Annotated in this window: 22 protein-coding genes and 1 tRNA gene; 9 read left to right on the top strand and 14 right to left on the bottom strand. The window is 53.9% G+C overall.

Annotated elements, in window-relative coordinates; all coding sequences use genetic code 11:
• Positions 1 to 11: 11 nt before the first annotated feature.
• Positions 12 to 572, bottom strand: a complete 561-nt coding sequence (locus tag TO66_RS07315) for a fimbrial protein (RefSeq protein WP_044461705.1) — start codon at positions 570 to 572, stop codon at positions 12 to 14.
• A gap of 518 nt (positions 573 to 1,090) precedes the next feature.
• On the opposite strand from TO66_RS07315, the gene TO66_RS07310 reads away from it, so the two are divergent.
• Positions 1,091 to 1,720 (top strand): response regulator transcription factor, encoded by a 630-nt coding sequence (locus TO66_RS07310; protein WP_044461704.1) that lies wholly within the window; start codon positions 1,091 to 1,093, stop codon positions 1,718 to 1,720.
• Positions 1,721 to 1,823: 103 nt separating this feature from the next.
• On the opposite strand, the gene TO66_RS07305 is transcribed toward TO66_RS07310, so the two are convergent.
• Positions 1,824 to 2,303, bottom strand: a complete 480-nt coding sequence (locus TO66_RS07305) for an Hpt domain-containing protein (RefSeq protein WP_044461703.1) — start codon at positions 2,301 to 2,303, stop codon at positions 1,824 to 1,826.
• Between the two features lie 361 nt (positions 2,304 to 2,664).
• On the opposite strand from TO66_RS07305, the gene TO66_RS32350 reads away from it, so the two are divergent.
• Positions 2,665 to 4,158 (top strand): tyrosine-type recombinase/integrase, encoded by a 1,494-nt coding sequence (locus tag TO66_RS32350; protein ID WP_082061049.1) that lies wholly within the window; start codon positions 2,665 to 2,667, stop codon positions 4,156 to 4,158.
• Between the two features lie 135 nt (positions 4,159 to 4,293).
• Here the strand turns inward: TO66_RS32350 and TO66_RS07300 are convergent, their stop codons facing one another.
• On the bottom strand, positions 4,294 to 4,911 hold the full coding sequence (locus tag TO66_RS07300) for a recombinase family protein (protein WP_044461702.1): 618 nt from the start codon (positions 4,909 to 4,911) through the stop codon (positions 4,294 to 4,296).
• A 356-nt stretch (positions 4,912 to 5,267) separates the two neighbouring features.
• On the opposite strand from TO66_RS07300, the gene TO66_RS07295 reads away from it, so the two are divergent.
• Positions 5,268 to 6,464 (top strand): S-type pyocin domain-containing protein, encoded by a 1,197-nt coding sequence (locus tag TO66_RS07295; protein WP_044461701.1) that lies wholly within the window; start codon positions 5,268 to 5,270, stop codon positions 6,462 to 6,464.
• Between the two features lie 10 nt (positions 6,465 to 6,474).
• Positions 6,475 to 6,831: a DUF6572 domain-containing protein gene (locus TO66_RS07290; protein ID WP_044461700.1), complete on the top strand. Its 357-nt coding sequence runs from the start codon at positions 6,475 to 6,477 to the stop codon at positions 6,829 to 6,831.
• Positions 6,832 to 7,039: 208 nt separating this feature from the next.
• Here TO66_RS07290 and TO66_RS32345 read toward each other — a convergent pair whose 3' ends face one another.
• Positions 7,040 to 7,282 carry a helix-turn-helix domain-containing protein gene (locus TO66_RS32345; protein WP_082061048.1) on the bottom strand — a complete coding sequence of 81 codons (243 nt, stop codon included), beginning with the start codon at positions 7,280 to 7,282 and terminating at the stop codon, positions 7,040 to 7,042.
• 109 nt (positions 7,283 to 7,391) lie between these two features.
• Here TO66_RS32345 and TO66_RS07285 point away from each other — a divergent pair, with 109 nt between their 5' ends.
• Together TO66_RS07285 and TO66_RS07280 are read left to right on the top strand one after the other, a co-directional pair.
• The gene (locus TO66_RS07285) at positions 7,392 to 7,628 is read left to right on the top strand and encodes a hypothetical protein (protein ID WP_044461699.1); all 237 of its coding nucleotides are present in this window, start codon (positions 7,392 to 7,394) and stop codon (positions 7,626 to 7,628) included.
• A complete protein-coding gene (locus tag TO66_RS07280; RefSeq protein ID WP_082061047.1) occupies positions 7,625 to 8,488 on the top strand; it encodes a TonB C-terminal domain-containing protein in 864 nt (287 codons plus the stop codon). The genes TO66_RS07285 and TO66_RS07280 overlap by 4 nt, the downstream gene beginning before the upstream one ends.
• 174 nt (positions 8,489 to 8,662) lie before the next feature.
• Here the strand turns inward: TO66_RS07280 and TO66_RS32340 are convergent, their stop codons facing one another.
• The 8 genes from TO66_RS32340 to dapA all read right to left on the bottom strand — a co-directional run bounded on the left by TO66_RS32340 (position 8,663) and on the right by dapA (position 16,081).
• Positions 8,663 to 9,313 (bottom strand): inovirus-type Gp2 protein, encoded by a 651-nt coding sequence (locus TO66_RS32340; protein WP_082061046.1) that lies wholly within the window; start codon positions 9,311 to 9,313, stop codon positions 8,663 to 8,665.
• A 601-nt stretch (positions 9,314 to 9,914) separates the two neighbouring features.
• The gene (locus TO66_RS32335; protein WP_218187724.1) at positions 9,915 to 10,838 is read right to left on the bottom strand and encodes a Bpu10I family restriction endonuclease; all 924 of its coding nucleotides are present in this window, start codon (positions 10,836 to 10,838) and stop codon (positions 9,915 to 9,917) included.
• A gap of 12 nt (positions 10,839 to 10,850) precedes the next feature.
• Positions 10,851 to 12,023 (bottom strand): DNA methyltransferase, encoded by a 1,173-nt coding sequence (locus TO66_RS32330; protein ID WP_044461695.1) that lies wholly within the window; start codon positions 12,021 to 12,023, stop codon positions 10,851 to 10,853.
• Positions 12,024 to 12,396: 373 nt separating this feature from the next.
• Positions 12,397 to 12,486 (bottom strand) — tRNA-Ser (locus tag TO66_RS07260).
• Positions 12,487 to 12,570: 84 nt separating this feature from the next.
• Entirely contained in the window at positions 12,571 to 13,281 is a 711-nt protein-coding gene (gene purC, locus TO66_RS07255) for a phosphoribosylaminoimidazolesuccinocarboxamide synthase (RefSeq protein WP_007930242.1), read from the bottom strand.
• Positions 13,282 to 13,309: 28 nt separating this feature from the next.
• Positions 13,310 to 14,068: an MBL fold metallo-hydrolase gene (locus TO66_RS07250; protein ID WP_044461694.1), complete on the bottom strand. Its 759-nt coding sequence runs from the start codon at positions 14,066 to 14,068 to the stop codon at positions 13,310 to 13,312.
• A 4-nt stretch (positions 14,069 to 14,072) separates the two neighbouring features.
• Positions 14,073 to 15,185: an outer membrane protein assembly factor BamC gene (bamC, locus tag TO66_RS07245; RefSeq protein WP_044461693.1), complete on the bottom strand. Its 1,113-nt coding sequence runs from the start codon at positions 15,183 to 15,185 to the stop codon at positions 14,073 to 14,075.
• A 17-nt stretch (positions 15,186 to 15,202) separates the two neighbouring features.
• The gene (gene dapA, locus TO66_RS07240; RefSeq protein WP_044461692.1) at positions 15,203 to 16,081 is read right to left on the bottom strand and encodes a 4-hydroxy-tetrahydrodipicolinate synthase; all 879 of its coding nucleotides are present in this window, start codon (positions 16,079 to 16,081) and stop codon (positions 15,203 to 15,205) included.
• Between the two features lie 327 nt (positions 16,082 to 16,408).
• Between dapA and TO66_RS07235 the strand changes: the two genes are divergently transcribed.
• Entirely contained in the window at positions 16,409 to 16,969 is a 561-nt protein-coding gene (locus TO66_RS07235; RefSeq protein WP_044461691.1) for a glycine cleavage system protein R, read from the top strand.
• A 10-nt stretch (positions 16,970 to 16,979) separates the two neighbouring features.
• Positions 16,980 to 17,453, top strand: a complete 474-nt coding sequence (locus TO66_RS07230) for a peroxiredoxin (protein ID WP_044461690.1) — start codon at positions 16,980 to 16,982, stop codon at positions 17,451 to 17,453.
• 68 nt (positions 17,454 to 17,521) lie between these two features.
• Here TO66_RS07230 and TO66_RS07225 read toward each other — a convergent pair whose 3' ends face one another.
• Both TO66_RS07225 and TO66_RS07220 read right to left on the bottom strand, forming a co-directional pair.
• Entirely contained in the window at positions 17,522 to 18,592 is a 1,071-nt protein-coding gene (locus TO66_RS07225; protein ID WP_044461689.1) for an AI-2E family transporter, read from the bottom strand.
• 40 nt (positions 18,593 to 18,632) lie between these two features.
• A complete protein-coding gene (locus tag TO66_RS07220) occupies positions 18,633 to 18,872 on the bottom strand; it encodes a sulfurtransferase TusA family protein (protein ID WP_007930235.1) in 240 nt (79 codons plus the stop codon).
• A 97-nt stretch (positions 18,873 to 18,969) separates the two neighbouring features.
• Between TO66_RS07220 and TO66_RS07215 the strand changes: the two genes are divergently transcribed.
• Entirely contained in the window at positions 18,970 to 20,403 is a 1,434-nt protein-coding gene (locus tag TO66_RS07215) for a M48 family metalloprotease (protein ID WP_044461688.1), read from the top strand.
• The last annotated feature ends 74 nt before the right edge of the window (positions 20,404 to 20,477 follow it).

Genomic DNA, 20,477 nt, shown 5'->3' with positions numbered 1-20,477 from the left:
CGGCCTTGCCGTTACTTGTACGACAGGGTGTAGCGAACGTAGGAGTTACCCGAACCCGCGCCGACAGTCGCCAAAGTCGAGACGTAGCTCGCCTTGAACTTCAGCGTGGCGGTGTTACCCGCAACCGTAGCGACCTGCGGCGAGGTTTCTGCCTGGCCCAGCGGGATCTTCGCGGCAGTAGCGTCGGCGTTGTAGACCTGGATCTGTACGCCCGTTGCTGGCGCGCTACCGATCAGCTTGAGGTTGCCAGTCGCCGGATCGACGTTACCTACCTGGTCGAAATCAACCACGACTTTGGTCTTGTCGGTACATTGCGCACCGGACAGCACCAGGTCGAAGTTCTTGAACGTCGAGGCAGTCCCAACCGCGGTAAAGGCCGAAGGGGCAATACGTCCCAACTCGACGTTGGTAACGTTGTCTTCACCCGGCGCCTTGCCGTTGATGTTGCAAGTCACATCACTGATGCTGCCGGAGAAGTTGATCACACCGTCGGTGGCGTGAGACATCGACGGAATCAGTGCGGCAAGCATCAAGCTTGAAGTTGCCAGGGATACAAAGGATGTTCTTTTCATGTGATTTCCTTGTTCACGTTGATTGGCAGAGAAAGTGCAGTCCAGCTTGATCACCTTCCTGGTTCATCCATGAGCGAAATAGTTCGCCCAGAACAACCAAAGCCTCTCTCATTCAAAGTCTGAGTCGACTAATCGACAACAATAGCGAGCCCTTTGGCAGCCTTGTCACAGGTCACCAAAGGAGGTCGTACCTTACCGACTAATCTTTGAATTTGAATTGAGAGATGGCCGATCCGCCCATCAGAAAAATCTTAATGAACTCGGCGCTGATTTCGTCTTTACATATGATGCAAGACTGTGTACTTCTTCAAGCCATGGTGTTCGACTGCATTGCGGCAACTGTGTTGCAGTAGTCTGTCCACCCTTGATAGCTGTCAATGACATCAAAGAAGAAAAGAGTCTCCATCATGGCCAACGAATACCCTACTCACACAGTCACTTATTCCAGTACGCGACATTAAATACAGGGAGAAGAATATTGAACAACATATAGGAAACTTACAGAGAGATAGCACACTATGGGAACCATAGTAATAGTCGACGACCATCCTTTGGTCAGAATTGCCTTGAGAGTCATACTTGAGCGTAATGGACATAATATTGCCGCTGAAGCCGACAATGGTGTCGATGCCGTCCAGGTTGTCCGCACTTACAAACCCGACCTGGTAATACTCGATCTGGATTTACCGCAACTGGATGGGCTGTCCGTCCTCACCCACTTCAAGTCGAACGATTTTCCAGTCAAGACATTGATACTGACTTCCAGCGACTCGAAAAATTTTGCCGTCCGTTGCCTGCACGGCGGTGCCGCAGGATTCATCTGCAAGGACGAAGCACTGGATGAAGTAGGAGATGCAGTAAAGGCGCTGTTGTCCGGGCATACCTATTTCCCGGAGAGTTCCCTGCTACTGCTGCAGGAAAGCATTCATACCAACCATATGCAGAGTGTCGCGGCTTCGCAGCTGACCAATCGGGAAATCACCACGTTAAGACTGCTGGCCAAGGGGCTCAACAATAGGGAAATTGCGGCGACACTGCTTATCAGCCACAAAACGGTCAGTACTTATAAAGTGAGGCTGCTGAAAAAATTCAACACCACCAATCTTCTTTCACTGATAGAGATAGCCAGGCAAAAAGGAATCATATAGCCCATTGCGACCTCCAGCAGCGCATGGACATCTGCCGTTTCAGAATCGATATCCGCGGCTTTGCGACAGGCCATCGAGACTAGCGCCCCCAGAGCAATAGAAGCTAGTGCTCACGAGGCAGCTCTCCAAGGTCGATGGGGCCATTGTCTCGAATGGCTATTGAACAGATGTCCATGAGGTTGAGCAGTGCCTGTTCGACGGCCTGGGCTCTTTTCGCCAGTATTGGCCAGGGGCCGTCGATACTGATGTCCTTCAGCTGCTGGCAACTGGCGATCAAGGTCTGGTATTTCAATACACAGGCAGCACCCGCCATCTTGTGGCACAACCTGGCAATGGCTTGTCGGTCCTGTTGTTGCTGATAGTCCCGTAACAGCTCCAGATCCTTCCGCTGATAGGCCATGACGCTGTCGATGAGCTGACGGGCCGCATGTTCGTCGCCTCCTGCAAGGTCCATGAACCGGCCAAGCACCTCCAGCAAAGGCAGCGTGGAGGCGCCATGGACGGCCTGAAGCATCCCATCATCTGCAGCCATGCCCGCCAAGGCCACCGCCTCCGGCGGCGCCTGCAAACCCCGCCTGTCCATACCCGCCTCCCTGTGCCGTTTGAAGATGCCGAGCCCATTCACTCGATAACGGACAGGCTAGGTAAAAGTCGGGGCGAGGAATATCAGACACTTCTCAAAGAAACAAAAAACCGCGGCCTCGCTCCAGCTTTCGGCGCTCAACGATGCGCACTCCCGGAACGGGCCAAGGAAAAATGGAAAGGAGCCGGAAACAAAAAAGCCCCGTAGCTTGTTCAGCTACGGGGCTTTCATTTGTATGGCGGAGAGATAGGGAACCTCCACACATTCGCAGCAACCCCAGAAACCCCGTATCCAGAAGTATTTCAAGCTGAAAAGTAGTACAAACGAGTAGTACAATTACGGTTTTGGCCTTGGTGGCGTTATGGCGGACTTCATCTTCAGAAAGAAAGGGGAATCGACTTGGTACGTGCGGTTGGCCGTACCTGCGGATGTGCAAAAATCCATTGGGAAAAAGGTGTTTGTCCAGTCACTGAAGACAGCATCACGCACTGAGGCTGTGCATGCCAGTCACGCACATTTGGCCCTATGGCGAAATCTAATCCAAGGTGCCCGTAAGGCGAAGGAAGCCCCAGAAGGGTGGCAGGAAAATATCGTTGCTGGCATGACCGAGATCGAGACGCTAATCCAAGGGCGCAAGCGCGCAATCATTGGTGAGTCTGTGCCCCCTCTTGCAGTCAGCGACGCGGAAGTCCAATCATTCAAACAAGCCAATCCTGATTTGATGGCCCTGCTTGAACAGTTGGAAGATGTGCGGCCGGAAAGTGATGTGGCGGGTGATTTGCACATACAAGATGCACTGCATGTGGGATTCAAAATCATACTCGAACGTGCATTCAGCGCGAAACACAGCCTGACCCCTGACCAACAGCAAGAACTGATATCCCTGATAGACGCACCAGCCAGCTACAAGAAAAAATCCCCGCTGACGAAAGCCAGATTGGATTCCTTTCGGGCTTACAGACTCGGTCAGAACATCGCTCAGAAAACAATTGATCAGCAAGAGTCGAAGCTTCGAAAATTGTCAGACTATCTGGCAAGTAATCAACTTCCACTGGACACAGACACGATAGCCGCTTGGTTAAATTCGCTTGAGTTGGCTAGCAAGACACTGACGCAGTATCTATTGGCGGGAAGCGTGTTTTGGAAATGGGCGAATCGCTATGATGAACGCTGGCGAACCGAATACAAAGATCGGGTTAACCCATTTGAAAACCATGATTTACCTAGAGTGCGAGGTAAGGCCAAGGCCGACGCTAAAAGGAAGGACTTTAGCCTTGAAAGCTTAGCGACGCTGCACGAAGCAGCCACGAAAGGTGGGCAGAACGTATTGGCTGACCTAATCCTTCTAGGTGTGTACACAGGCGCACGTATAGAAGAACTGTGCAAATTAAGGAAAGAAAACGTCATCAGTATTGAAGACGTTCAGTGTTTCGATATCGCCGATAGCAAAACGGTGGCTGGCATTCGATTCGTTCCCATCCACCCGGCACTCAAACCGGTTGTGAAGCGACTGTTGAAGGATTCGGTCGATGGCTTTCTGGTGCATTCGAAAAGTCGTAACAAATACGGAAATAGGTCTGATCCACTTTCAAAGGCATTTGGTCGACTCAAGTCAGCACACGGATTTGGTAAACAACATGTCTTCCACAGCATCCGAGGGACCGTGGTTACACAACTGCTGCGGGCTAATGTACCCGGCACGTTGATTGCGGAAATCGTGGGACACGAAACAGGCACGGTGACATTCGATGTGTACAGCCAAGGATCAAGCCCACTGCAAAAACTCAAAGCGATTTCCAAATTACCACGATTGAAACCACTGGTTAAAACAAGCACGACAACCCCATTAGCATGATCAATTGATTTTCAATCCGGCGTCACAAGCCTGGCCCTTCCAATAAGGGAATGGGTACATGTACCCACTAGCGGCTACCAGTGACTTATGGAACCGCATGAATTCCACCTCCCCCGGCCCTAGGGAGGGGGTGGGTTAGACCCCACGCTTGATTCGGTAGACCGTTGCAATACCCACCTCTGCAAGTTTGGCAATGTCTTCCGCAGACATTGTTGGATGCTTAGCCATAAGCGTTTGTACTTTTGTCCATTTTTCGACGTTCTTGCTTTTACCCTTTGGAGTCCAGTCTGGGTCCGCAAGACGTTTGTTTTCCAATCCCTGCTTGATTCGCTCAACACGTTTTTCTTGATCAAGGCGAGCCATCGTCGCCATGAGATCCAACAGCATGCTGTTGATGACTTCCATGATCTGACCGGTCATTCCCTTGTCTTCGATCAACATGTGAGTTGTAGGTAAATCTGCAATCACAAGGCGTAAACCCTTTGCTTTGATCTTGGCTTTCAGTGTCTCCCAATCCTGTTGGGACAGACGGCTTAGCCGGTCAACGCTTTCACACGCAATACATTCGCCGGGCTGGGCGGCATCCAGCAATCGCATTAGTTCTGGGCGATCTAATGTCGTCCCGCTGACGTGTTCCGAATAGACGCCGACAACGACAAGACCTTTGTCGTTTACAAATGCATCCAAGCTAGCCTTCGCTCTCAAGGCGTCTTGATCCTTGGTGCTGGCTCTAAGGTATAGATGTGCGTTCAATTTTTTATCCTTTATAGTTAAATTTGATAGACCTATGATAATTCGATCATATAACTATCTGCAATAGATATTTGATATGGCGAAAACGACGATTATCGAGCTACCAGAAAGGTAGACTCTTTTGATAGCGCCCAAGACTGATATGCAAACAATAGAGCCCCCAATAAGAAGCATATCGCCACCATTCGCCCGTAATCGGGAACCGGTTATCCTCCGCCCCCAGCAAATGACACGGAGTATCGGGAAAATTCAGACTGGTTTTTGGGATTTGTCCTAAAGCCAGTACCTGAGTGTCTCGGTATGGTCAGTCTGCACCAGCCTTACGCTGGAATCCTCCATGGACGAAAGGAAGTTGTATGTCTGGCTATGTACCCAATCCGCCAAAAGGCTACCGCAACAGTGGTGTAGAGCCTGCCGATATCCACGCCCAGCGCTGGGCGGAGTACAAAGACCTTGCGCCGGAGCCAGAAGACAAACCCAATACATTGGGCTGTGTATTCGCCAAGAGCTGCAACCTTCCAGACGGTGTAATAGATCACAAGAACCAATCCAGATTTGTGCCTGTTGAGAAACTGGCCGACTACGGGCTGTGGGCTGTGTTTGGTACCGGGGCAGCGATTACCGCCCAAGGCACCCCACTGCAACTGGTTGGCGGGTCTGCTACTGGCAGCGCAATTGCTCAACGTCTTGGCGGATCGTTGTCACTGGAGCTGCTGAAAGGATCAGGCGTTGTTGCTGCTGGCTTGGTAGTGGGCACGATTGGGATGCTGATACCGAACACCAGCATTGCACCCGACAGCGCTTTTTATAAGAGCGACCAATATGCAACGCTTGAAGCAGGCCGTACCCGTGTCCGAGTCAACGTAAAGACCCTACCGGATGGTTCTGTCAACGCTTACGGCTTCTACACGGGCGGTAAAACAGACTGGGAAAATGTTCCTGTCATCGAAGCCAAGAAGGACGGCGAGAACTACGTTGCCGACATTGGTAATGGTATAGGTCTTACTTGGACGCCCGCGGCAAGTGGTGACGGTGTTCTGGGTATTCCTGCACTGGAAGGTGCACCACAGTTACCACCTGTGTGGGTGTATCCGCCGACGGCACAATCTGACACTGTGCTAGCAAACCCTGCACATCCTCCCGAGTTCCAAGATGCAATCATCTGGTTCCCTGACTCGGGGATCGAGCCGATATACATTGTGCTCAGCACTCAGCTGGAGAACAACAAGAAGCAGGGAAAGGCCTTCGAAGACGCGTCTTACGATAAGTACAGCGAGACCAGACCCGAAGCCGTACGAGAGGTTACAGTTAAAACCGACAGCGGCGTTAAGACCCGGATTGATATGATGGGCCGGGACACTGACGGCGAGATTTCATGCGTTGAATGCAAGTCATCTGATACCGCACCACTGACCAAGAACCAGAAAGCCGCCTTCCCTGAAATTGAGAAAACTGGTGCAACCGTTGTAGGCAAAGGCAAACCCGGCTTTCCCGGTGGCACCAAGATACCGCCAACCAGAATCGAAATCCTTCGACCTGATTCACCCCTCTGAGGGAGCAGACATGTCCATTGTAGAAACGAAAGTCGTCGATATTATTGCTGTACCAGAGTGGGAACCCAAAAACGTAATTCTGATTATCAGCGACCACCTCAAATGGGGCGACAAAGCCCAGCAGGGTGAACACCTACTGCTGCTGCAAGAGAAAATCAATACCTATATTGCCTTCATCGAAAGCGGCGAAATATTGGAAAGCTACCCGCCATCCAAAGGCAAGCTGCCCATCATCCGCATTAATGGTCTGTATGAATTACCGGAACAAGCGGAGTACTTCGTTGACCGCGTTGCACAGACCCTAAAGGAGGTGGGTATCGGGTTTGAGTTCGTGCTTGATGCGAATGAAGAAATTCGCAACATGTGACCGTTGATGTTTTTCAGTACCTGGCCCCGTCGCAGGGCAGGCACGTACGTTCGCAGCGCCTGAGTTTCAAATCGGAAGTGTAGTCAAGTGGCCCGCTCACACCTTGGACTGTCATCCTGCACGGCGTTGAAACGTTAGATGTGAGCGAGCGACGGGCATTCTACCAGTCAGTAGTCAGTTTTTTCGGATATTAAGCAGGACGAACCTTTTATGATGGGTCAGCCTGCTTATCTAGCATCCTTTCCAAATCCGACACCAAATCAGAAGGCTGGCATCTCAAAGCGTTTGCAAGCTTGAATAAGACTGCAATCGTAGGGGTGTGGATGCCGCGCTCTATCAAGCTGACATAGTTGCGTTGTACATCAGCCTCAAGTGCAAGCTGTTCTTGGGTTAGTCCTGCTTCCTTGCGTTTTTGGCGTACTACCTTTCCAAAAGCCAAGCCGATATCCACGTGTACAGCCCCATCTCAAAGACGGGTCACTGTCTGTGATGGCTGCGGGCAAGTCCTCACAGTATACTGTGAATATCCATACCCAAAACCCTGCTTCTTGAGGTGCCTGATGAAGCTTTACGTCGCAATGTTCTTCGCAACGCTCAGCATGCCAATCGCCAGTCTGGCCGGAATATTTGCCATGGAGCTTGGATACGTCCTGAGCTTCCGCCAAGCAATTGGTGTCGGCGTCCTTGTCGGCACCGTGATCCTGATCCTTGCTGTCATCCTCTTCGTGCTCAGTATCCCTTCGACGATGCAGCGGCTTCGTGCTTCGACTTGCACCAGCAACAAGAACCAAGGATGAAAATGAACATATCGTCAAAGCTCCTGTTGCTGCTGGTGGCCGTCATAACAAGCGCATCTAACCCGGTGGTGGCCGCTCAACCAAACGATACGAATTCGGCGGCATCCAGCCTTTACAGTGAACGCCTACAAGAAATGCTTGATACCACTGGGTGGCATTTTGAATCCGCTGTGGATACCAAGCAGATCGTCAAAGAATTTAGGGCGAATCAAGCGAGGGCACAGATTGAATTCAGTAAACCGGGCATTTATCACGGACGGATCAGCAAGGTCGTCGCGGATAATTTGGGGACGTACTTTATCGTTGATCAAGGCCTCGACACCGTTGTGACGGTGCTGTTGGACAAATATCAAGCGTCGCAATGGAAAATTGTGAATGCCAAAGCTGAAGTCGGTGGTGTTCAGTCAGCTTTGGAATTCGCTGCGAATTTCAACAAAAATCAACAAATGTATTTCCAGTGTCGTAAGGTCAAATTTGGATTGGGAGTATATCTGACCAATTGCCTGGCCTTTCCGCCAATAGTCAAGCTAGCCAAGTTCACCCCAGAATTGAACAACAGCATTGATGCAGCCGAACACTTTGAAGACTTGATCAGGGCTAGGGCTTCTGAAGGCTGGGCACGCCCCGCTTCCATACCAAGCAACATTGCAGTAACACTGCAAATGAATTTGGGCGTAGACGGAGTTTTTACGTCGATCAACATTGCCAAATCAAGTGGCGATAAGAGTTACGACAACTCTGTAGTGGCCGCAATTCGAAACATTGGAGTGTTGTCCGAGATGCATGATATGAGTCCAGAGAAACTGGAGAAATATCGTTCATTCAGAATGACGTTTGCGCCTAATGACTTGGCTTTGTAGTTGTAGCCATGATAGATTGACCTGAAGTTAAAGCACTCTGCCAAATACCACCATCAGTTAAAGCCCCTGCAAGCCATTATAAGCGCGTCAAAGTCGCAGCCGCCCCATCCGTATTGGTTGCAGGTTTAAACTTGCCCAGCGCGCTTGTAGGCGGCTTTACAGGCACCAAAAACATTAGGCCGCCATTAGCTCTTCCAGAACTGTTGGTTCGTTATTTCCAGCTTTGGTTGGCAACTTCGAAAAACCGAATCGACGATGTGGCTCGCCTGTACCAAATTGCTTATCACGAACCTTTGCAAGATAGCTCAGGTGATAGAAACAGTTCGCGAAAGCGTTGTGGTCGCCTCTTTCCAAACGGTGCTGCTTGGTGAAGTGAACCGTGCCGCCTGTAAGCTCGCTCCAGCGATCTTCAAGCAGTTTCCATACACCGGAGTGCCCATCACCCGAAATCAGTCCCAAATTGCGCTGCAAGGTCTGGAAAGCAAAAAACAAATGGTAATGTGACTTACCAGACTCACCCACTTCCTTCACCCAACCATGAACGAATCGTTTGTGGTTGCCCCAAGCATTTGAACCAAGATCAGCCTTGCATCTTTTGATGTATCGACTGAGCATTGTATTTTCCAGCTTATTGTTGGTTGCGTGCCCTTCCGGGAAATGAAGATCCAACCGCACCACAGTAATCCGAGAATGGTATTCTTGCAGATTGGTAATTTGTTCAAGCATCTTATCCAAAATTACCGGATACATCCCGTAACCCTTGTCTTTGTTGGCGTTTACTTTCATGCCTTTAAATGTATCGTTAAAACTTACTTTCATTTTCATCTTTAGTTTTGATTCCTGTTAGTCTTGATTGTTATTATGATGACCATAATATATAAAATGTTATCTACAGCGCTGTGGTTGTCACTGATGGATATTACAACGGTACACGCAGCCGAATGCATTCCAAGCATTGCTGTTGGCGGGCTTCAGGTGGAATTGCAGTCTGACAAAAGAGGTTCTGCCGTTACATCTCAATCATAAGGCATGGCAGCGGCGATCTAAACATTGATCAAAAAAAATGCCAAAACCACATCAGCACATGATTCTGCATGTGCGCCGAAACGGGAAACGGGAAACGGGAAACGGGAAACGATAGACGGCAACGCTGAGATTCCGAACGAGGCGATTTCATCGCCACCCCAAAGATTGCATAACGACGCGAGGAGCCACAGCCTGTCGCGAAAAGAAGGGACTGAAGATTGCAGCAGAAACGATAACGCTTCAGAAAGTAAAAACCCCGTGATTCATGATTACGAGGTTCTCATTTGTATCGCAGAGAATTAGTTAGAATGCACCAGAAACAAAGACAACATAGAATCAACTGTACTTCCTAATTCGACACCACTACAAAATTCGCTTCCAACTTTGTACGATATCGAATTCAAAAATACCCACGCTCCAACACTGTATCAACTGTATCATCACCTGCTTCAGGAAAACACTCATCCAAATGAGCAAGGAATCTTTCAAAACTTGAAACATGTATTGGATTATCAAGTACAAACTTTGTGTAAGCAGACTTACTGCTTTGCCTGCCTTCATGCGTGCTAAAAGCCTTACGAACATTTGAAGCAAGACGCTTTGCCTTTCTCAAAACAACGACTTCATCAATAGAAGTAAGCTTGGTTGTAATCGGCGTCATATCCAAATATTCGCAAAGCAAAATATATTTCGAACCCGGAACAGCTCGCTTTAGTTCGTTTGCTGTCTGGGATGCCTCCTGAAACATTGTCTTATCCAAGTTTGTTTTTATTTCAGTGGCAAAATGTGAAACACAAAACTTCGCAGTGAAAGATTTTTCAGTCACAGGAAAATCGCTAATAGTAATACGATGCGTTTTGGCTACCGAAAAATCCTGATCTTTATTTTTCAGAAAGACACCACCCGCGTCCAAATCCAAAAATGGCGAGCCAAAGCTTAGACCCGCGAAAGAGGATTGCGGACCGCATATCACATTTGACAGCCTTTTGAATCCTGGCACCATCCTCTCATCAAACACATATGGAAGAAACTCCTCTAATATGCTATTGGAAAGTTTCAACTGGCCGTTCTGACGATAAAGAAAATCATTCTTGGAACCAAATATCAGATCAAGATCGATCGAGTTTTTGTAATCATTGAGTAGTGCAACGAGACGGCCCAGTAAATCCTTACCTTCACCAGACATTTCCGACAACGCGGAACGCCACTCCTCGTATTTTTCAATGGCATCAAGCACTCTCTGCCTATCGCCATTTGGCAGACTAGAATTTTGTGCCAACGCCTTCAGTTTACTTCCATGTGTTTCCGGGTGAGAAACCTTCACAGTCACATCCTATTAGTACGGTTTTTGTAGAGCCAGCATGGGCGAAGCCGCTACTTTACCAGCGGACTTTATTGCTAGTTGCAACAATTCCACACTGCTAAAAGGGGCTATATTTATCGCAGTCATGAGAGCCTCTACGCCAATTGCTCTGGCGGAATCCTGCATTATTTTACTCTTACCAACACATTTCAGAACAAGAATATCCTCGTATATTTCCTGCCCAAACCGATTGGTGAATACACGCTCAGCCTTTTGTACAAAACTGAACGCATGACTTTCATCAAAAAGTTTTGAAATGATTTCAGAGTTCAAAAAAGAAGTCCCAAGAATGTTAGACTCTCTACCCACGACCATAACAACGACAGCCCCAATCTTACAAACCCTTGCAAGTTCGTCAATGACCATCGCCATGTCAATGCAATATTGTACGACAGTCAGAAAGCGGTTTTGTCGATGTTTTCGGTTTGCGCCTATTTCGGATTTGGCTGCGCTCAGTGGATTCCACCCGAGCAGTTCCGTTGCAGGCCGATAATTCTGATGATAATTGAACACGTTTATATATGGCGGAGACGTAATCACACCGTCAACAGTGTCAGATTTAAGGGAAGTATATCGCGCATCTTCGAGAAGACACTCTCCTACCCCTCGATACAACCTGACTTCATTTAAGATTTTCTTTACAATCTTGGCGCCATACTGAATTATTTTTTCATTTAGTTCGGTACTATTTTTCATACCCAGTAGAATGCTAGCAGCAAGACATTTCTTCACCGCATCTGAACCGGAAGAACAAGACGATAGAGCCTCACGAACATAGCTATGCGAAAAATCAAAACTCGATAGCTCGAGTATTTGTTTATCTAGCTCGGAAGAAACATCATCAAGGCCACCAGGACTTAAACATGCCAGTGACGCTAACGTCGCAAGATGCCATGCGGATGGATTTACCTCGGTCCCTACAGCGGTACGACCTTTAAAGGCCGCTTCATAAATCACCGTACCACTACCACAGAATGGGTCAAAAATGGTCTGGGCATCTAGCAATGCCGTTTCAAGTAGATATTCGACGAACTCCGGCGAGAATTGCCCACGCCAAGGAAGGCGACTGGTTCGAGTTTTCTGCTCGATGTTGAGCCTAGGCTGAAGAAAAACACCATCAAGGGAGAAATTTGCAGCTGAAGTCATTGAGGTCTCAAGCTTAAGTTGGGTTCGTACTCAAAGGCCAGTTACAGAATGCTGCCCTAGACTGTTTGCATCGGAGTTCGTCAAGTAGCCCCATCTTACAATTCCGTTTGCCCGAAGGCCAGTAAGCACAGGGAAGCGCATGGTTGACCATACTGCCTCTGTCTATCCAAACCACTACATCAAGCCCAAACGGCATTGCCCGCCCCTTCAGCATGATTATGGGAGTTCAAACGACGTGTCCAGCACCTAGCGGTTGAGGCGTCGCTGCACCACCACACCGGGTAGGTGCCATAACGTGAGTTGTACAACCCAGTAGTACAAACCATAAACAAAAAAGCCCCGCAGACCTTGATCTGCGGGGCTTTTCAAATGATGGCGGAGAGATAGGGATTCGAACCCTAGGTACCCGCGAAGGTACAACGGATTTCGAATCCGTCCCATTCGGCCACTCTGGCATCTCTCCAACGGCGCGCATCATAACAGCACCTTTGCCCGAAGCGAAGCCCCTCGAGCAAATTTTTTCCGTGCTATCAGTCGGTTGCGTCGATTACAGCGGTACACCCAGACGGTTGGCGACTTCTTCGTAGGCTTCGATCACGTCACCGAGGCCCTGGCGGAAGCGGTCCTTGTCCATCTTCTTGCGGGTTTCCTTGTCCCACAGGCGGCAGCCGTCCGGGCTGAATTCGTCGCCCAGGACGATCTGGCCGTGGAATACGCCGAACTCCAGCTTGAAGTCCACCAGCAGCAGGCCGGCATCGTCGAACAGCTTGCTCAGGACTTCGTTGACCTTGAGCGACAGTTCCTTCATGCGCGCCAGTTGCTCGGCGGTGCCCCAACCGAACGCCACGACGTGGGATTCGTTGATGAACGGGTCACCCTTGGCGTCGTCCTTCAGGAACAGTTCGAACGTGTAAGGATTGAGCTTCAGGCCCTCCTCCACACCCAGGCGCTTGACCAGGCTGCCAGCGGCGTAGTTACGCACGACGCACTCGACCGGGATCATGTCCAGCTTCTTCACCAGGCACTCGTTGTCGCCCAGCAGCTTGTCGAATTGGGTCGGCACGCCGGCCTCTTCGAGTTTCTGCATGATGAAGGCGTTGAACTTGTTGTTCACCATGCCTTTGCGATCGAGCTGCTCGATACGCTTGCCGTCGAACGCCGAAGTGTCGTTGCGAAACAGCAGGACCAGGCGGTCGGCGTCGTCGGTCTTGTAAACCGATTTGGCCTTGCCGCGGTAGAGTTCTTCACGTTTTTCCATGATGGGCTCCGCTTGCTAAGTAGGTGGGCTAGGCGATGTGTCGCCAGTCGAGCCCTGAATCTTGATCGGCCAGTTGCAGCCAGTCCGGGTCGCACCCGAGGGTGTCGACAAAACATTGCCGGGCCAGCTGCGGCAGGTTGTTCTTGCTGCTGAGATGGGCCAGTACCAGGTGTTGCAAGTCCTGCCAGCCCAACTCGGCCACCAGGCTTGCGGCCTGGTGGTTGTTCAAATGTCCCATTTCCCCGCCGACCCGCTGCTTGAGGAAATACGGGTAGTAACCTCGCGCCAGCATGTCACGGCAGTGATTGGCCTCGATCATCAAGGCATCCAGCCCGCGATAGCCGTCGATCACCCTGTCGCAATAGGAGCCCAGGTCGGTCAACAGGCCAAAACGCCGCCGACCGTCACTGAACACGTACTGCACAGGCTCCAGCGCATCGTGAGCGACGCTGGTCACACCGATGCTCAGAGCGCCAACCTGGAGCGTTTCGCCCCCGGCAAGAAAACCCGCGGCGTCCACCGGCTTACGCATCCCGCGCAATGTCCCGCGACTGAGGTAGACCGGTAAATTGTAGCGCCGAGACAGCAAACCCACGCCATGCACGTGGTCGGCATGCTCGTGGGTTACCAGGATCGCGCTCAGTTGCGCGGGGTGTAGCCCCAGGCGCAGCAGGCGCCGCTCGGTTTCCCGCAGGGAGAAACCACAATCCACCAGGACACAGGTGTCATCACTGGCTATCAGCGTGCCGTTCCCTTGACTACCGCTACCGAGAACGGCGAAACGCATCGGATCAGCCCAGGTTGTCCTGAATCACGCTCAAGACCTTGCGTGCCACATCAGCCGGGGCGACGGTGTTGATGTCCTTCTCGACGGTAACCTGGACGTTCTCGCCCACCTTGCTCAGGCGAACCTGATAACGCTCGGCACGGGCTTCGACTTCTTCCTTGGCCGGGGCGCTGCCGAACAACTTGCCGAAGAAGCCTGGCTCGTCGTCTTTCTTCTGGGCTTTTTCCGCCAGGTTGATGTAGTACAGGCCCAGGCTGCGGTTGATGTCCTCAACCCGCCATTCGCCCTGCTCCAGCGCACGGCCGACGCTCGACCAGGCGCGATCGAGGTCTTCGCCGAGGTTGAGCACCACGTTGCCGCTACCGTCCTCGGTCAGGCTGACACGGCTGGGGGTATCGAAATCACGTGCGGCCAGCAGGGACACCGAACCGCCCTTCTCGGCGCTGCGGCTCATGCTGGCGAGCATTTCATCGACAAGTGCGGAGTCCAGGCCGGTGTTGACCGAACGGTTGGTGAAATCGACATTGGACGTGCTGCCGGCAGGACGCTCGGCGCTGACCACATAGACTTCACTGGTGTTGCGCTGCACGCCTGGCTCGATACGCACCCGCACACGGGTTTCGTTGTTGGCCGAACCCGCACTGCCCAGGCGCTTGGCCATGGACGCGGAGAGCTCGTCGGAGCGCTGCCAGGCGGTCGTGAATTCGCCGGTCTGCGGACGCTGCTCGTCAATCCGGAAACCGTTGTCCTGGAAGAACTGCATGGCCACCGGCCAGACTTCGGAAGGCGCGTGCTGGGCCATGACCCAACGCGAATCGCCGCTCTTCTGCAGGGTGTAGTCGCTGGCATCGGCCACCGAGCCCAGCGGCTGGGGACGCGGCACCACGTATTCGCCCTTGACGGTGTCGTCGGGCACGTTGCGCGGGATCGGCAACAGCGGGTCGAGCCGCTTGGAAGTGCTGACATCCGACGGCAGCTGCATCGGTGCGGTTTGTTGCGCTTGCAGGTAATCGCTGCCGCGGTCGCGGAAGTAGCCTTCCGGCCCCCAAATCCAACCGCAGCCACTGGTGCTGGAGATAATCAAGGCAAGTGCGGAAAGTCCGGCCAATCGCTTCATGCGTAGTACTTCCTCAATTAAACCAATACGCCGGACTGGCGCATGGCCTGCCGCAGCGGTTCGTGACAGGCAGCACTGAGCCAGGTGAGCGGCAGACGGATACCGTTTGCCATCAAGCCCATTTCGCACAGGGCCCATTTCACGGGAATAGGGTTGGATTCGATGAACAGTGTCTTGTTGAGCGGCATCAGCTTCTCGTGGATCGCCCGGGCAGTGGCGGCGTCGCCTTGCATCGCGGCGGCACACATCTCGCTCATGGTCCTGGGCGCCACGTTGGCGGTCACAGAAATGTTGCCCTTGCCACCCAGCAGGATCAGCTCGACGGCGGTTGCGTCGTCGCCGGAGTACACCAGGAAGTCGCTGCGCACGCCGGCCAGGATGTCCTTGGCGCGTTGCAGGTCGCCAGTGGCTTCCTTGATGCCGATGATGTTCGGCACGGTCGACAGGCGGATCACGGTTTCAGCCTGCATGTCGCAAGCGGTGCGGCCCGGGACGTTGTAGAGGATCTGCGGGATATCGACGGCTTCGGCAATGGCGCGGAAATGCTGATACAGGCCTTCTTGCGTCGGCTTGTTGTAGTACGGGGTCACCAGCAGGCACGCATCGGCGCCGGCGATCTTCGCATTGGTGGTCAGTTCGATCGCTTCGCGCGTCGAGTTGGCACCGGTACCGGCGATCACCGGGATGCGCCCCGCAACCTGAGCGACCACCCGGCGAATCACTTCGATGTGTTCGTTCACATCGAGGGTAGCCGACTCACCCGTGGTGCCGACCGCCACAATGGCGTTGGTGCCCTCTTGCAGGTGGAAGTCCACCAGTTTGCTCAGGCTGTCCCAGTCGAGACGACCCTGTGCATCCATGGGTGTGACCAGTGCCACCATACTGCCCGCAATCATGCAACCGCTCCTGCCGGAAAAAGAGAGCGGTAATGGTACTGGCGCCAAGATGCTTGCACAAGCGAAGTACCGTGCTGCGAGCATTCCCCTGAGCGACGGATTTCGCTACCCTTCAGACTTTGATCGGTACTGACCAGCTTGTACGCCGGGTTCCAGCCTCCCTTTTCGGCATCCGAAGCCCCAATCCTGCGTTGCCGCCCCTCGCTCTGGTCTCCATGGAGCTCGTCGCAACCTGGCGTTTCAGGGCTTCTGAAATCGCATCCGGAGGTTTACCCAGAACTCGAGCCGGCAAAAAGTATCGACCGCTCATCGCTTTAGGAATGCTGCATGTCCACCCCCACAGTCCGCGAACAATTCCTTGTCATCAGTGCCCTCGGCGCCAATCCCATGGAGCTGACCAACGTCCTGTGCCGCGCCAGCCATGAAAATCGCTGCGCGGTGGTGACCTCCCGCCTGACCCGCCACGGCGAATGCAGTGCGCTGGTCCTGGAGGTTTCCGGCAGTTGGGACGCCCTGGCGCGCCTGGAAGCTGGCCTGCCGTCGCTGGCGAAGAAGTATGCCTTCACCGTCAACGTGGTGCGCAGCGCGGCGCTGGACAACCGTCCACAGGCGCTGCCTTATGTGGCCTATGTCAGCGCTGCCTACCGCCCGGACATCGTCAACGAGCTGTGCCAGTTCTTCATCGACCACCATATCGAGCTGGAAAACCTGACCTGCGATACCTATCAGGCGCCACAGACCGGCGGCACCATGCTCAACGCCACCTTTACCGTGACCCTGCCGGCCGGCACCCAGATCAGCTGGCTGCGCGATCAGTTCCTGGACTTTGCCGACGCACTGAACCTCGACGCGCTGATCGAACCCTGGCGCCCACAGAACCCCATGTAAGGAAGCCCCAATGACCGTTGCCATCGACCAACCTGTTGCCAATTTCGAAGCGCCGGCCACCAGCGGTCAGACCGTCAGCCTCGCGGCGCTCAAGGGCAAGCAGGTGGTGATCTACTTCTATCCCAAGGACAGCACCCCGGGTTGCACGACCGAAGGCCAGGGCTTTCGCGATCAATACGCCGCGTTCAAGGCAGCCAATACCGAGGTGTTCGGCGTTTCCCGCGACGGCCTGAAGTCCCACGAGAACTTCAAGTGCAAGCAGGAGTTCCCCTTCGAGCTGATCAGCGACAAGGACGAAGCCGTCTGCCAGCTATTCGACGTGATCAAGCTGAAGAAGCTCTACGGCAAGGAATACATGGGTGTCGATCGCAGCACCTTCCTGATCGACAAGAACGGCGTGCTGCGCCAGGAATGGCGCGGCGTGAAAGTGCCAGGCCATGTGGATGCGGTACTGGCCGCCGCCCAGGCCCTGAACAAGGCCTGAGCCCGGCTACAGAATGAAAAGGGGCGGCTGAATCAGCCGCCCCTTTTCGTTTCCAGCGCAGAAAATTCCTAGAGCAAGGGCGCCACGACCGGTTCTTTACGCGGCCAGGCATCCAGCACCGCCTTGAACAGCGTGGCCAGGGGAATCGCGAAAAACACCCCCCAGAATCCCCACAAACCACCAAACAGCAGCACTGCGCAAATGATTGCCACTGGGTGCAGGTTCACCGCCTCGGAAAACAGCAGCGGCACCAGCACGTTGCCATCCAGTGTCTGAATGATGCCGTAGACCGCCATCAGGTAGATGAACTGATCGCTCCAGCCCCACTGGAACAGCGCGATCAGCGCCACCGGCACGGTCACCACCACCGCCCCGACATAGGGCACCACCACCGAGATCCCCACCAGCAATGCCAGCAGGGCCGCATAGTTCAGCCCCAGGGCCACGAAGGCGATGTAGGTCACGCCACCGCAAATCACGATCTCGATTACCTTGCCGCGAATATAGTTGGCGATCTGCCGGTTCATTTCCTGGGCCACGCGGGTAATCAGGGCGCGCTCGCGCGGCAGGTAACCGCGCACCCACTGACTGATCATTGCCCGGTCCTTGAGGAAGAAAAACACCAGGATCGGCACCAGCACCAGGTAGATCATGATATTGACCAGCAGCGGCAGGCTGGACAGCGAAAAGGTCAGCGCCCACTGGCCGAACTTGCCGATCTCGCCGCGCGCCACTTCGATTGCCTGCAACACCTGTTCGTCCGACACCAGGTGCGGATAACGCTCCGGCAACAGCAGAAGCAGCGATTGCCACTTGGCGAGCATCCCCGGCAACTCGTTGAACAAGGTGATCAACTGGTGCCACAACAGCGGCACGACGACCACGATGAACACCAGCAACATCCCCATGAACAAGGCGAAGACCAGGCCCACCGCCACGGCGCCGGGCAAGCGCCAGCGCTCGAGCGTCAGCACCAGCCCCTGCATCAGATACGCCAGCACCATCCCTGCCAGCACGGGGGCAAGCATGCCCCCCAGCGTCAGCACCGCGGTGAAGGCCAGGAACAACAGGACGGCCAGTACCACCGCCTCTTCATCGGAGAAATAGCGCTGAACCCAGTCGCGTAAAACCTTGAACATCAATGATCCTTAAAAAGAGGCACGAGGGTTTCGGGGCGGCTCAGGCTTTCTTCAGCCAGTAACGGTAGACCCCCGCTTCGTCTTCCTCGCGAAGCAGGGTATGACCGGCCAAACGGGCAAAGGTGCGAAAGTCACGCTGGGAACCGGCATCGGTGGCGATGACCTTGAGCACCGCGCCGCTGGCCAGCCGATTGAGTTCCATCTTGGCCTTGAGCAGCGGTAGCGGGCAGTTCAGTCCGCTGGCGTCGAGCTCGGCATCGTGGGCTACGGCATCAGTCATTGCGTCACTCCGGGTGGGTCGTCAAGGTGCCTAGAATATCTGGTCCAAGGCCTGGTGTCCGGCTACAGTAGACTCTTTGTCGACTAAGGCTTTGTGCATGACTTTTTTGCGCCCTACCCTGCTGACGCTCGCTTGCCTGCTCGCCTCACCAGGCTTCGCCGACGACCTGCCGTCACTCGGTGATGCCAGTTCTGCCATTGTCTCGCCACAACAGGAATACCAACTGGGCCGCGCCTGGCTGGCGCTGCTGCGCAGCCAGGTTTCGCAACTCAACGACCCGCAACTCAAGGACTACGTCGAAACCAGCGTCTACAAACTGGTCGAGACCAGCCAGGTCAACGACCGGCGCCTGGAGTTCATCCTGATCAACAGCCCGCAACTCAACGCCTTTGCCGCCCCCGGCGGTATTGTCGGAGTCAACGGCGGCCTGTTCCTCAATGCCCAGACCGAAGGCGAATATGCCTCGGTGCTGGCTCACGAACTGGCTCACTTGTCACAACGCCACTTCGCTCGCGGCGTCGAAGCCTCGCAACGCATGCAGGTACCGATGATGGCTGCCCTGCTGGCCGGTATCGTGCTCGCCGCGGCGGGTGGCGGTGATGCCGGCATCGCTGCCATCGCCGGCACCCAGGCCGCTGCCATCCAGGAACAACGGCGCTTTTCCCGGCAGAACGAACAGGAAGCCGACCGCATCGGCATTCTCAACCTGGAAAAAGCCGGCTATGACCCGCGCTCCATGCCGACCATGTTCGAGCGCCTGATGCGTCAGTACCGCTTCGACGCCAAGCCACCGGAATTCCTGCTGACTCACCCGGTTACCGAATCGCGGATCGCCGACACCCGCAACCGCGCCGAACAGGCCAAGGCCGGCGGCAAGGAAGACAGCCTGCGCTACCAGTTGATTCGTGCACGGGTGCAATTGATCTATGAAGAGTCTCCGGGCATGGGCGCCAAGCGCTTTCGCGCCCAGCTCGACGACAACCCGAAGAACGACATCGCGCGTTATGGCCTGGCCATCGCCCAGATCAAGGGCAGCCAGTTCAACGATGCCCGGGAGAACCTCAAGCAGCTGCTGGCCAAGCAGCCTAACGACATCACCTACAACCTGGCCCAGATCGACCTGGATACGGCCACCAGCCGCTTTGCGGATGCCCAGGCCCGGGTGGACAAGATGCTTGCGCAATACCCGGGCAACTACCCCCTGAACCAGGTCAGGGTCGATCTGCTGCTCAAGCAGAATCGTCCGGCTGATGCCGAGAAGGCCCTGGAGAACCTGCTCAAGAGCCGCCCCGACGATCCGGACGTGTGGTATTCGGTGGCCGAAACCCGCGGCCTGTCCGGCAATATCATCGGCCTGCACCAGGCGCGAGCCGAGTACTTCGCCCTGGTCGGCGACTATCGCCAGGCGATCCAGCAACTGGACTTCGCCAAGCGTCGCGCCGGCAGCAACTTCCCCCTGTCCTCGCGAATCGACGCCCGCCAGCGCGAACTGATGGATCAGGAGCAGATGGTCAAGGACATGATGCGCTGAGCCAGACTTGGACCCACAAAAAAGCCCGCCTCTTTCGAGGCGGGCTTTTTATTTGGCGATCGATCCGCTGCGCG

This window comes from Pseudomonas sp. MRSN 12121 (assembly GCF_000931465.1).
Taxonomy (GTDB): domain Bacteria; phylum Pseudomonadota; class Gammaproteobacteria; order Pseudomonadales; family Pseudomonadaceae; genus Aquipseudomonas.
This window is presented reverse-complemented; position numbering and strand designations above follow the sequence as displayed.

Coding starts and splice junctions, on each gene's coding strand:
- TO66_RS07230 (WP_044461690.1), top strand. CDS start 16,980: ATGACCGTTGCCATCGACCAACCTGTTGCCAATTTCGAAGCGCCGGCC.
- TO66_RS07305 (WP_044461703.1), bottom strand. CDS start 2,303: ATGGACAGGCGGGGTTTGCAGGCGCCGCCGGAGGCGGTGGCCTTGGCG.
- TO66_RS07235 (WP_044461691.1), top strand. CDS start 16,409: ATGTCCACCCCCACAGTCCGCGAACAATTCCTTGTCATCAGTGCCCTC.
- TO66_RS07285 (WP_044461699.1), top strand. CDS start 7,392: ATGAAGCTTTACGTCGCAATGTTCTTCGCAACGCTCAGCATGCCAATC.
- TO66_RS07215 (WP_044461688.1), top strand. CDS start 18,970: ATGACTTTTTTGCGCCCTACCCTGCTGACGCTCGCTTGCCTGCTCGCC.
- TO66_RS07295 (WP_044461701.1), top strand. CDS start 5,268: ATGTCTGGCTATGTACCCAATCCGCCAAAAGGCTACCGCAACAGTGGT.
- TO66_RS07290 (WP_044461700.1), top strand. CDS start 6,475: ATGTCCATTGTAGAAACGAAAGTCGTCGATATTATTGCTGTACCAGAG.
- dapA (WP_044461692.1), bottom strand. CDS start 16,081: ATGATTGCGGGCAGTATGGTGGCACTGGTCACACCCATGGATGCACAG.
- bamC (WP_044461693.1), bottom strand. CDS start 15,185: ATGAAGCGATTGGCCGGACTTTCCGCACTTGCCTTGATTATCTCCAGC.
- TO66_RS32340 (WP_082061046.1), bottom strand. CDS start 9,313: ATGAAAATGAAAGTAAGTTTTAACGATACATTTAAAGGCATGAAAGTA.
- TO66_RS07220 (WP_007930235.1), bottom strand. CDS start 18,872: ATGACTGATGCCGTAGCCCACGATGCCGAGCTCGACGCCAGCGGACTG.
- TO66_RS32350 (WP_082061049.1), top strand. CDS start 2,665: ATGGCGGACTTCATCTTCAGAAAGAAAGGGGAATCGACTTGGTACGTG.
- TO66_RS07310 (WP_044461704.1), top strand. CDS start 1,091: ATGGGAACCATAGTAATAGTCGACGACCATCCTTTGGTCAGAATTGCC.
- TO66_RS07225 (WP_044461689.1), bottom strand. CDS start 18,592: ATGTTCAAGGTTTTACGCGACTGGGTTCAGCGCTATTTCTCCGATGAA.
- purC (WP_007930242.1), bottom strand. CDS start 13,281: ATGGAAAAACGTGAAGAACTCTACCGCGGCAAGGCCAAATCGGTTTAC.
- TO66_RS07315 (WP_044461705.1), bottom strand. CDS start 572: ATGAAAAGAACATCCTTTGTATCCCTGGCAACTTCAAGCTTGATGCTT.
- TO66_RS32330 (WP_044461695.1), bottom strand. CDS start 12,023: ATGACTTCAGCTGCAAATTTCTCCCTTGATGGTGTTTTTCTTCAGCCT.
- TO66_RS07250 (WP_044461694.1), bottom strand. CDS start 14,068: ATGCGTTTCGCCGTTCTCGGTAGCGGTAGTCAAGGGAACGGCACGCTG.
- TO66_RS07280 (WP_082061047.1), top strand. CDS start 7,625: ATGAAAATGAACATATCGTCAAAGCTCCTGTTGCTGCTGGTGGCCGTC.